The organism is Chitinophaga rhizophila, from assembly GCF_019492185.1.
GTDB lineage: Bacteria > Bacteroidota > Bacteroidia > Chitinophagales > Chitinophagaceae > Chitinophaga > Chitinophaga rhizophila.
Genome location: NZ_JAICCF010000001.1, coordinates 1,973,410 through 1,986,066, shown reverse-complemented (window position 1 = coordinate 1,986,066; position 12,657 = coordinate 1,973,410). Strand labels below are relative to the sequence as shown.

Genomic DNA, 12,657 nt, shown 5'->3' with positions numbered 1-12,657 from the left:
CGATCACCCATGCGAAGAACCTTACTGATATTATCACTGGTCCTGCTGCTGTTTGCCTGCCGGAAATGGGCAGCTGATGACCTGGATTTCCTTAGCGGAAGAGCAGTGTACAACCAGAAAGTCTTCTCTCCCATACTGGGCAGAACAACTTTGTACTCCCAGATCTTTAACACGGACAATTCCAGTACGCCAATCAGCTTCCGCATACTGAACGTGCGTTATAAGAAAGATGGTAAGCCCGCTGCCGATTTTGAGCAGCAGATGGATGTACGCGTATGGAAATCTACCTATACAGGAGAAGAGAAAACCCTTGCAGAAATAGAGGCCAAGCGGAGTATTGAAAAGCGGCCCATTTTTGAAGTGAATCCTACATCCGGCGACTTTATGCTTTGGGCAGAGGCTGTATCTGCAAATATGCGTCACCAGCCAGACTCAGGATACTTGTTTGATGTGGAAGCCACTAACTCCGGCGGTACTAATACCTACAAGGATCTTTCCCTGATGCCTATGCGGGAACAGGCCTATGCGCCTTATGAATACGACGCCATCACAGGAAGACGGCGCGCCAATTATCCCAACCCTAATGACTCCTCCCAGTTTGAGCTGATCTATAATCATCCTGGCGTGTACAATATGGTGGATGATGATACCAATCTGGATCTGAAAGGCGATAGCGTCAGGGTATTCTTCAACAGAAAAGGCAATGGCAATTCCCTGTCTTTCAAATTTATGGATAAAGACTCGCTGCCTATTAATCCAGCTAGTTTCAACCTTACGCCCTGGGATTCGCTGCTGCATGGCTTCGATAAAAAGATGACGGCTACAGAAGTTACTTACCAGGTGGCTTACCCCATACCTGCGATGCGCTTCAAAACAAGATATACTAATGGAGACGGATCTCAGGCTTACGTAAAATTCAGTTTCAGCCGCGTAGGGTTCGGCAATATCCGCCGGGTAGGGGTACTGGACCTCAATTTCAATATCTATCAGCAGGGAGACTGGGAAATTATATTCTACTTCCGAAATAACCCCCGGTTCAGGGATGAATGAGTTATCAACACAAAAATCTATCGCTATGCAATGTAAGCGTATGTATAAATTTTCAGGACTGCTATTACTACTATTGTTACCACTTTTCCTGAAGGCTCAGGAGAAAGTGGAGATCAAAGGTGTGGTAAGAGACGCACAGACCAATGAGCCGCTGGTCGGGGTAAGTATTATGGCGGGCACGCCCCCTAAAGCGGTAGGGGTGACCAATGCAAGTGGTACATTCTCTGTTGCTGTACCTCCGGATGCTCCGCTCGTATTCCGGTATATCGGCTTCTCTGACTATAAGCTGAAGCTAAAAGATAAACGCGACCTGGTAATCCGGTTGGTGGTGACGGAAAATAAGCTGAATGAAGCTATCGTTATCGGCTATCAGAAGAAGACCAGGGAAGTAACTACAGGGTCGGCCGTGATTGTCAGTGGTAAAGAACTGCAGGACATACCTGTATCCAACGTAGAACAGCTGTTGCAGGGCCGTGTAGCCGGACTGAATATCCAGAATAACACCGGTACGCCGGGTGGCAGAGGATTAATACAGATAAGGGGACTTTCTAACATCAGCGTATCCGGTAGTGGTAATGACGCGTTCCTGTCTCCCACATCTCCGCTGTATGTGATAGATGGTGTGCCCGTAGAAGCAGATGCAAATTTTGAATATGGCTACCAATCTGCAGGGCCGGGTGTAAGTCCTTTATCCCTCATCCCGCCGGAAGATATTGAAAGCATGGAGATTCTCAAAGACTCCCAGGCTACTGCCCTATATGGTTCAAGAGGTGCGTATGGTGTGATTCTGATCACTACCCGAAGAGGTAGTTCACCCATACCACTGGTAAGATATACAGGCAACTTCTTTATGAATAACCCGCCTAAACTGCGTCCGACAATTGGTGGTAAAGAAGAGAGAAGGATCCGTCTGGGTATGATCAACGGTGGCAGCAACATGGAAGATATCTACCTGATTTCTACCAAGCCGTTCCTGGCAGATAGCCTGAATCCTTACTATAACAACTCGACCGACTGGCAGGCTGTTTTCTATAATACGACCTACAACCAGACGCATAACGTAAATATCAGCGGTGGCGATCCTAAGTTCAATTACAAGGTGGATCTGGGTTACTACCATGAAAATGGTGTGATACGTAATACCGGCTTTGACAGGTATTCCATCAATACAAATATGCTGTACCAGCCTAATCCTAAATTCCGTGTATTTACTACGCTATCCACCCAGGTGGGAAGAAGGAACAAAGGGAATGGTAACGGTCTGACGCAAAGCGGGGTATCCAGCAATGCCTCCGGTTCATCCTTATTACCTGGCCCATCTTTCTATCAGAGCACCGCAGGTGTATTATCTGCCCTGAATACCAGGAACGATAATAAAACGGGCAACGTGCGTACCAGCCTGGATGTGAGCTACCAATTGGTGCCAGGACTGAACCTGGGTTCAAGCGTAAGCTATGATTACGCCTCTAATACGGAAGACAGGTTTACGCCTGCAGAAGCCAATAACGACTTCTCACAGATATATGCGTACAATGACCGTAAGTTTACTTTGTATAACCGTAACACGATCTCCTACAACCATGTCCTGAATACAAACCATAACTTCTTCATCTCTGCTTTCAATGAATTTTATAACCGCGGCTTCCAGGCACAGGTTATCCGGCAGGAAAAAACGCCGAATAATCAATACGAAGGACCGCTTGGTTATGATGGATATGCTTCCCGCGGAGGGGGTCTCCTGGATAACTACAGCAAGCAACATGTGGCCTCCTTTGCAGGAACATTCTCTTACAACTACAAGCAGAAATATGTATTCGACTTCAGCTATAGAATGGATGGTACTTCCAGCTCTGGCTTTGAAGATCCATACTCTAAAAACCCCGCTATCGGGTTCCGTTGGAACTTCAATAAAGAAGCCATCTTCGGTGACAGTAAATGGCTGACATATGGTTCACTGCGTGGTAGCTGGGGACAGAATATTGTGCCTACCGGCGATATCTTTTCCATCTATGGTACCTACGATCCGAGAGGAACCTATAATGCTAATCCGCGCCTTGGTATCAGCTTTAACCAGTTGCCCAATACCTTCCTGCAACCTACAGCTACTACCCAGTATAATGGCGGTTTTGAGGCCGGCTTCTTTGACAGCAGGATAGAGGTGATATTTGATGCTTACTACAAGACGGTGAAGAACCTGTTACGTACCAAGTCCCTGTCTAACATCACCGGCTTTAATGAAATTACTACCAATGAAACGTCGCTGATTAACTATGGATATGAACTGACACTGACCTTCCGGCCACTGCCGCGTACCAGTGAAGTACAATGGACACTGTCATTTAACGCTGCACTGAATAAGGATATCCTTACCAGTCTTCCTAACGGGGCCCGACAGCTGGTACAGTATGATAATAATACGAGCCAGCATACGCTGTTCCGTGTGGGCCGTAACAGCCTGACCAATTATCTGCTGCAAACAGAGGGGGTATACGCATCTGATGCAGATGTACCGGTTAATCCGGCTACAGGCCAGCGTTACCGTACCGCCAATGGTACCTTCTTCAAAGCCGGCGATCCTATCTGGAAAGATGTGGACGGCAACTACATCCTGGATGCCAACGACTATGTGGCAGCTGGTAACTCACAGCCACTGATCACCGGAGGTATACAATCTTACGTTAACTGGAAGAACTTCTCGCTGAATATCAGTACTTCCTTCACCCTGATAAGAGATATTCTCAACAATGCATTCGCTGAAAGAATGCAGTTCCTGGGTGATCCTTACGCTACTAAAGCAATGGTTGACTTCAGCGATGTGGATTACTGGAAAGGCCCCGGTAGTAGCGCCAGATATCCTAATCCTTTTGATTATAAACGTTACAATGATGTTCGTCCCTACCGTTATGATCAGACGCTGATACAGGAAGATGGCTCTTACTTCAAAGTGAATACCATGACGCTGGCTTACCTGGTAAGCAGGAAGTTCACCAACCGCTATGGTATCAACTCTGTCCGCATGTATATGTCTGGAAACAACCTGATCACCTTCTCTCCTTACAGCGGTCCTAACCCGGAAAATGTGTCAGCTATGGGCCGCGATCAGTCGGGTGGTTATCCGATAGCCCGCAGTTACAACGTAGGATTGAATGTGGAATTTTAACGTTTAAAATGTATTGCTATGTTCCGGAGGTTTATTTATATAACTGCCTGCCTGCTGCTGATAAGTCAGTACGGGTGTAAGAAGTTCCTGAATGTGGAGCCGCTGGACCGGCTGTCAGGAAACACTTTTTTCAAATCAGTGAAAGATGTGGAAGATAATGCATGGGACTTATACGGTTTGTTCAGAGATGCGACAGGCTCCTGTCCGCTGTTTGCACTTGCCGGAGAAGCCAGGGGTGGTATGCTCGCTATGTCACCTAAAAGTGATGGATCTGACAGGACATTTGTGGAGTTTGTATCAAGGAATGAATTGATACCGGTTATTTACCGGCCTGCGGGTAAGGAATTTTGGGACATCTTCGACTTGCATATGCTTGCTGACTGGAAGCCCTTTTACCGTGTTATACAGGCCTGTAATATCCTTATATATGAAATTAACAGGCGGGCTATTCCCGACCTGACTGAAGACCGTAAAAAGGCCTATATCGCAGAAGCTACCTTCATGCGCTGCATGGCATATTTTATCATGGTAAGACTCTGGGGCGATGTGGTATATTATACTGACGCTTATCACCAGTCGCCACTGCCCAGAGAGAAAATGGTGACCGTGGTAGATAACTGTATTACAGAACTGAATGCCACATTAGCAGATCTTCCCTGGACATTCAACGAGCCTGCCTACCAGGGTGCCCGTGCCAGCAGAGGTTCAGCTATCGCCCTGTTAATGGAGTTCCATATGTGGAATGCCGGCTTTGATAAAGCCAATGCGCAGAAACATTACCAGGCCACAGCCGATCTGGGCCAGGAACTGATGGAAAGCGGCGCTTATATGCTGCTGCCAATGGAAGAGTCTTTCACTATTTTTAAAGGCCGCTCAAGAGAAAGTCTGTTTGATATCGTGATCAGTTCCAACTACGGAGAAGGACTGGCAGAAAAATGGAATGACCTGTCTGAATTTGTAGTACACTATCCCTACAAACGTCCTGCAAACGGACACCAATACAGCTTTACCTATTTCCGCGCTGAATACCTGCGCCGACTGTATCCTTCCGGTGTACCTGATGCACGTATAGAAATGTGGTTTGACTCACAGATGTTTGCCAATGACGGCACATTCATGTTCCTTAAATATAACAGCTTGTACGAACAGGGTAATTCTGATGTGAATGTGGATAACAACCTCATTGTGTTAAGATACGCCGGCGCTGTCCTGTTAAGAGCAGAAGCACTGGCAGAGCTTAATAGACCGGATGAAGCGGTTAATCTGATGAACATAATCCGCCAAAGGGCCAGGACGCCGGCATACCGGGGCGGTACCCTGCAGGCGGTGAAAGATGCCATCTTCACTGAAAGAGCCAAAGAACTCATGATGGAAGGACACTATTACTTCGACCTGGTACGCACCGGCCGCGTTACCAATCAGCAATGGTGTTACTATCCACTTACTCAGGCACAGTTCGATAACGGCGGATGGACCTGGCCTATCAACACCGCTGCACTCGATAACAACCCTTACATGCAACTGAACAACTATTGGTTAAGATAAAAACAGTTTTATGCGCACAATACTATATCCGATCATAGCGCTGTTACTTGTGTGCAGCGCCTGTGGAAAAGATAAATATTACCAGGACTCAGGTACTCACGAACCTGCGTTTAATGGTACTTCGCTGGACTACCTGGATGCTGTTCCATTTTATTTTGACTCTGTCGCCACTATCGTCAGACTGGCAGGTATGGAAGAAGTGTTCAATGCTGATACGCTGACGTTCTTTGCACCTACTGACAGAAGTGTCTTAAGACTTATGCAGTTATTAAACGAACAGCTTTACATGCAGGGATATGATACGCTTAAAACGTTGGCAGACGTGCCCCGGCCTGTATGGCAGAAATACCTGCAGATGTACATGTTCCACGGCCGCAATGAACTGAAAGATTATCCGCAGATAGACTATGACCTGCTCAATACATATCCTGGCCAGGGATACCTGTCCTGGTTCGGTACGCCGATGAATATCGGCGTGGTATTCAATACCGACAATGGAGTGAAATATGTGGGCTACCGGCAACTTACCCTCGCCTGGATACCCGACCCGGCCAGACCCCGGGATAACTGGACTATAGAGTATGTAGCATCCTGTAACATTACAACCAGTAATGGGGTAGTACATGCCCTCAATACCAATCACTATTATTTCGGTTTTGACCCCTATCTCTTCCTGGCCGATGTGATTTCCTACATGGAAAACGGAGGTTGATTAAACGCCTGTAGCATATGAAAATGATTACCAGTGCAGTACTGCTGATGCTTGTCATGGCAGCCTGCGAAAAAGACGAAAAGTATACTGATCCGTATGCGGGAGGTAAAGATCCGTTAGGAGTACAGCTGAGTACTGAAATTCCGGCTCCTTCTGAAGCAGGCCCCGGTACTACTATAAAGTTCCGTGGAAAAGGACTGCTCAAACATAAGGATGTTTTGAAGTTCAATTTTAATAGTGAACCCGGCGAAATCGTCAATGTAGATTCTGCCGGCATACAGGTAAAAGTTCCGGTAACGGCAAGTACAGGTGTAACTTCTGTAACAATAGGAGATCAGATCTTTTTTGGTCCGCTATTCAGGGTAAGAGGTAACCTCGATATTGATAATAACTACAAGGTCGTTGTAGGCGCTAATAACTGGGTAAATGATGTACACCGCTTTGCGGATGGCAGGCTGTTGCTCGTAGGCGATTTCCTTGACTATGAACGCAAAGGTATTGTACGCCCCATCAGCAGAATTGTACTCACTTCCAGGGATGGTGAAATGGATCGTACGCTGCAGTCTGGAAGAGGTGCAGACGGCTCTCTTAACAGCATTGCAGCGCTACCCAATGGTAAGCTGGTAGTAGCCGGTAGCTTCGCTTCTTATGATATCCACCAGGCGGAAATACATAATATTACGGTGCTGAACAGTAACGGGTCGCTGGACTCTGTTAACGTCAAGACCTTTACCGACAGGGATACCGTTCCTTCATTCAATGGCGGTACAGATGGGCACATCTCTAAAGTATTTGTACATAATAACCGTATCACTGCTATCGGTCGTTTTAATTACTACCTGCAGTTTGTATATGGTAAATCCGACTACCGCCAGGAACGCGACTCCCTGATTACTGACAGTATACTGGTACGTCAGCTGATACGCTTCCACCCCGATGGCTCGCTGGACTCTTCATTTAATTATGATCTGACCCGGCACAGAAGCTTCGACGGCCCTAACGGCCCTGTTACAGACGCTTATCAGCAGGCAGATGGTAAAATCATTATAGTCGGACGCTTCACCCGCTATAATGGTCTGCCTGCACCTTATATAGCCCGTATTAACAACGACGGTACGCTGGATGCAGGCTTCGGAGGCAGCGGTGCTGACAATACAATCGGCTCTATTCGATTTAATGAAGTCACCAGACGCTTTGTGCTGGCCGGCCAATTCAAAAAGTTTGATAGCTCTCCTGCGGATGGATTAGTCCTGTTGCGTGAAGATGGTACGCCTGATGAACAGTTCAGGGCCCTCGGCAAAGCCAGCAACGAAAGCTACTGGGCCGCACAGCAATTAAGCAACGGAATGATCGTAGTCAACGGTGGATTTACCCGTTATGACGGTGTACACCGGAGCGGCTTTATGATACTTGACAGTAAAGGTAAGCTGGCACCAGGGTATAATAATACCGGTGATTTCTCAGGTACCCTCGTTCAGCTACTTGAGACCACCAATAGCTCCGGACAAATACAAGCCCTGATCATGGGACGGTTCAACCGCTTCAATGAAAAAGAAATCGGGAACGTGGTCCGTCTCTTATTCAAATAAAAATAATAACCGCTTATATGAAGAAGTTCAGTTGGCTGATACTCATCATCGGTATACTTTTTACAGCCTGTAATAAAGGCTTTGACCGACTGCTTGAAGACAGGGAATATGTTGACACTACTGGCGTAACAGGCAAACAGCCCAAGATATTGTTCCTGGTGATAGATGGTGCACGCGGAGAATCTGTAAGAAAAGCACAAGGGGCTAACCTGTTGGCGCTGGCAGATAATGCCATCTATTCGTGGAATAGTGTGAGCGATACCTTGCACCTCACTGCAACAGGCTGGGCTGACCTACTCACCGGTGTACGGAAAGAAAAACATGGTGTTGTGAAAAGTGATTTCAGTGATAACAAGTTGTCACAGTATCCTGTCATATTCAAATACATTAAAGACCGGATGCCTGCATTTCGCGTAGCTGCCTATAGCTCCAGCGACTCATTGGGTAAAATGCTCATCACAGATGCGGATGTGAACCGTACCTTCGGTAATGACGATAATGCTACCAGGCAGGCAATCCTGGATGAACTGAAAATAGACACTGCCGGCTTGGTATTCGGACAGTTTCACCAGGTGGCAGTTGCCGGTAACAATTACGGATATGACATCAGCATTCCGGAATATAAAAATGCTATCCTTCAGATAGACGATTATATAGGCGATATCATGGACGCACTCAGGCGAAGGAAAAGCTATTCACAGGAAAACTGGCTGGTTATTATCACTTCCGGCAATGGCGGTTCCTATCAGATCTCACCCGACGAAGATGACGGTACCATCCTCAGTAATCCTAAAATAAATACCTTCACGATCTTCTATTCTACCCGTTATATGCCCAGCTTTATTGATCGCCCTTATACCGGCGCACGTTATACCGGCAAATCAGTACGCCTGTATGGCAAGACGGCCGCAGAAGCTGTATATGCGACCATCGATAAGGGCAAGGAAGATCTGAACCTGGGTAAAACCAACCAGGTAACCATTGCCCTCAAAATCAAAAAAAATAAGACTATCTACGGAGACTATTCCTATACCTATCCAAATATTATCGGTAATAACCTGTCACTGGACTGGTGGAAAAATACCGGCTGGAGCATGTCTCTTGAGACAAATGCCTGGGGCGTACACTACGGACAATCAGGCGCCGGCTTCAATATGGTAACCGGCGCAAATATCAGCGACGGTAAGTGGCACGACCTGACAGCAGTATTCCTGAATCGTGATAACAAACGCTTCATCCGCCTGTTCACTGACGGTAACTTCAATACCGAACAGGAAATTACCTCCTATGGTAATTTTGATACAGACGCGCCCCTCACACTAGGCTGGGTGCCCGGTAATGTTGTTGATGATAACCGTTGGCTTAACGCCAATATCACCGAAATCCGGTTTTGGAGAGCAGCACTACCTGACAGCGTGATCAAAGCATATGTATGCGCTGACGAATTACCTTCCTCACACCCCTACAGGGATTACCTCATTGGTTACTGGCCATGCCGGGACGGTTTCGGAGGCGTGTTCAAAGATCAGTCGGAATATCAGCATGACTTCGTATTACATGGCGCTTACCAATGGGATGACTTCAATGACCTGATGTGCCCCAGTACAGCTACTAACCTGACACAACTGGTGCCGCAACCGGTAGATGTAGCCCGGCAGATACTAAACTGGTTGCAGATCGCCGCAGACACCAGGTGGCAGATGGATGGACGAGTATGGGTTACGCCTTACGCGACCATCTGAACCTGAATTATTAAATCGCAAATACGCTGATATGAGCCGCAATATATTTCCTGCACTGTTATTAGTATCGCTGTCCATAGTACTGTCCTGTAAAAAGGATAATAAGTTCAACGATGAGCAGCTGTCGCCTGTAAACGTCTCCATCCGCAGTACGAATGGAAAGATCATTGTCCCCTCGGGCAATAACTATACCCGCACGATTGATTACATGAATGTTCCCGTGAATATTCAGTTGTCTGCTACTGCACCAAAGATTTTTACAGTAGATGTGCTGGTTAACAACGACACCGTGCAACATATGATCGATGCCGGACAACTAGGCAATGCTGTATTACTGGAAGAGAATTATTATCAACTACCTAAATCAGCAGAGATGCGATTTGGTACAGATACACTAGCGCTACCTTTGCAAATCAGTATGCAGGCCATCGAAAGATTCTATGGTAAAACCCTTGCACTAGCCATCGCGCTTGACGATGCCGGTAAACAGAATACGCTGGATGCCGCAGGGAAAATGGCTGTGCTGCTGATTAATACAAAGGAAATAATTAAAGAAGAAGACATACACTATATCTCTTTCACCGGCGGTGGCAGCATCCTGAAACAACCCTCCGGCACAGATCATACCCTGGGTACCAGCCTGGTAGTACTGCCGGTTAGTGTAACGCTGGCCGGGTTAGCCGGTGGTGCATTTACGGTGAATGTGAGTGCAAGCGCAGATACTGCACAGGCATTAATAGATAACGGCTCATTGCCGGAATCTGTTATACTCAAAGAGGGTGATGACTACACTATTCCTTCTACGTTGTCATTTCCGGCTAATACGAATACAGCCCGGTTTGACCTCGTTATCAAGACAGAATCGTTGAGAAAATACGAACTCAATAAACCTATATTGGCATTGCGACTCAGCAGTCCCACCAAACATCTGCTGGATACAGCACGTAGTACTGTTGTAATGGAACTGGAGCCTGCAAGGTTGATTGAAACAGATATTACCAATACCAATATTGGTTTCAAAACACAATATGAGAATACCAGCAATGCGAATGAGACATCCGGCAAGTTGATTGACAACAACGTCAACTCCAAGTTCCTGCTGTTTAACTTCTCAACTCTCTGGGCGCAGCTGGAGTTTGCCACACCGCAAACAACCGGTGCCTATACCCTGACATCCGCAAATGACGGACCTGAACGTGACCCGAAAAACTGGACACTGGAAGGCTCTGATAACGGCTCTGACTGGACAGTGCTGGATACGCGTACCGATCAGTCTTTTGGCTCCCGTTTTCTGACAGTGAAGTATACATTTTCTAACCAGGTAGCTTATAAGTTTTACCGGCTGAACGTGTCGGCTGTCAGAAACAGTGACTTATTCCAGCTGGCTGAATGGCGATTGTTAAAACGCCCCTAACGTTTTCCTGTTCCCTCAAAATCAGGAGGTTTTAGATCCGCAGGCCGGCAAGAGTGCCGGCCTTTCTTTTATTTTCTAAAGAGATTATTCCGTTTTATCCGACCGGATATTGTAGTCGATAGTCCTGCCATCAGACAGTGAAATCAGGAGTATATGGTCTGCATCACCGGAGCGGCCGCCGTGATCAGCGCCGAGTATATAAAGCTGGTTACCTGCCCTGCGCACCTGGCTAATACCAGTTAACCTGGTAGCAACATGCCATAGCTTATCACCATCAGCAGCGATAGCGGTAAGTAATAGCGGCGCATGTTGTGCTACCGTCGCTTTGTGTAACACCAGGTATCCACCTCCCGGCAGCCTCAGCGGAATGTTTTGCTGGTGATTACCCCTGCTAAGTAACTGGTTAGCGGCTTTATAAAATTCAGGCTCCTTCACGGAGAATAAATTGCTGTCCTGTCCGGGTGCTTTCAGAAAGCCACCATATAGAAATACCTTATTATTTATCTTGTTTAGCGATACGATTGCAGTATCCTGCTGTGTGGTGTAAAGAAAGCGTCTGGGAGCTTCCAAAGCGCCGTAGGGTAACGCCATACCCTCCTGCAGTAACTCATAGTCATTATCATCCATAAAAGCGAACAGTTGGCCATCCGCTTTTGTCAATGTAACCAGCTGCTCCTGGTAAGTGCTGATAGCTGCTTTACGGTGCCGTTCCTGTTGTTGCCGAAAATAGCTGATTGCATGTATGTTACTGGCTGGTCTTGCAACAAGGGTGTTTTCATCCAGCAGATAGGCCAGTCCGTCAGCGCCTTTTATAACAACCGCATGCAGGGAGTCGTCGTATACATAGTTGTTGATAAATGCAGGGAAAATACTGCTTTCATTCATAGTCTTGCCTTCAAGACCTTTCAGGTCTTTATTGCGGGCAATCAGTTCCCCGCTTTCTTTACTGATTACATATAACTCGTTTCGTAGAAAGAAAAGATATTTGTCTGATTGTCCTAATAACACTGCATCACCCCAATTCTTGCCAGAACCATTTCTGGCATTCAGTTTTACCTCCCACCGTTTTTCTCCATGTGCAATATCGTATCCGCATGCGTAGTAGGTAGTGGAACCTGATACGCTGGTGGTACCGCCGCCTTTTGTGACGGAATGAGCGTTGAACTTCTTGACAACAGTAGCCAGTATTGTTGTGCTGCCCTGCCTATAAATCACAGCATCGCTTTGGGCGCTTATCCTGCTGTATTTGTTCATCGTCGAGAAGATGATATATAGCAGTCCTCCAAAGAATAACAGACCAATAATAATTGCCAGTATGCCGGTAAGCCTGGTCTTTTTACGCATAAGCAGCTTGCATTTACAGTACAACAAGCGCACAAGGTATAAATTTTATACATTTGAGAAGTAGCTGGCACTGGTAACAAGTGATGTTGATCGGCTGCAGG

8 protein-coding genes are annotated in these 12,657 nt (G+C 46.7%); 7 read left to right on the top strand and 1 reads right to left on the bottom strand.

Annotated features, from left to right (window positions below):
* The first annotated feature begins 9 nt into the window (after positions 1-9).
* From K1Y79_RS07395 to K1Y79_RS07365, 7 genes are read left to right on the top strand one after another with little or no spacing between them, the layout of a single operon-like run.
* A complete protein-coding gene (locus K1Y79_RS07395) occupies positions 10-1,050 on the top strand; it encodes a DUF5007 domain-containing protein (RefSeq protein ID WP_220249356.1) in 1,041 nt (346 codons plus the stop codon).
* A 25-nt stretch (positions 1,051-1,075) separates the two neighbouring features.
* Positions 1,076-4,210, top strand: coding sequence for a SusC/RagA family TonB-linked outer membrane protein (locus tag K1Y79_RS07390; protein ID WP_236059519.1), 3,135 nt, complete (start codon positions 1,076-1,078; stop codon positions 4,208-4,210).
* A gap of 18 nt (positions 4,211-4,228) precedes the next feature.
* Positions 4,229-5,755: a RagB/SusD family nutrient uptake outer membrane protein gene (locus K1Y79_RS07385; RefSeq protein ID WP_220249354.1), complete on the top strand. Its 1,527-nt coding sequence runs from the start codon at positions 4,229-4,231 to the stop codon at positions 5,753-5,755.
* Positions 5,756-5,765: 10 nt separating this feature from the next.
* Positions 5,766-6,467, top strand: a complete 702-nt coding sequence (locus K1Y79_RS07380) for a hypothetical protein (RefSeq protein WP_220249353.1) — start codon at positions 5,766-5,768, stop codon at positions 6,465-6,467.
* 17 nt (positions 6,468-6,484) lie between these two features.
* Positions 6,485-8,056: a DUF5008 domain-containing protein gene (locus tag K1Y79_RS07375; RefSeq protein ID WP_220249352.1), complete on the top strand. Its 1,572-nt coding sequence runs from the start codon at positions 6,485-6,487 to the stop codon at positions 8,054-8,056.
* Positions 8,057-8,073: 17 nt separating this feature from the next.
* The gene (locus tag K1Y79_RS07370) at positions 8,074-9,798 is read left to right on the top strand and encodes an alkaline phosphatase family protein (RefSeq protein WP_220249351.1); all 1,725 of its coding nucleotides are present in this window, start codon (positions 8,074-8,076) and stop codon (positions 9,796-9,798) included.
* A 31-nt stretch (positions 9,799-9,829) separates the two neighbouring features.
* Positions 9,830-11,212 (top strand): discoidin domain-containing protein, encoded by a 1,383-nt coding sequence (locus K1Y79_RS07365; RefSeq protein ID WP_220249350.1) that lies wholly within the window; start codon positions 9,830-9,832, stop codon positions 11,210-11,212.
* Between the two features lie 84 nt (positions 11,213-11,296).
* Here K1Y79_RS07365 and K1Y79_RS07360 read toward each other — a convergent pair whose 3' ends face one another.
* On the bottom strand, positions 11,297-12,556 hold the full coding sequence (locus K1Y79_RS07360) for a PA2928 family protein (protein ID WP_220249349.1): 1,260 nt from the start codon (positions 12,554-12,556) through the stop codon (positions 11,297-11,299).
* Between the last annotated feature and the right edge of the window lie 101 nt (positions 12,557-12,657).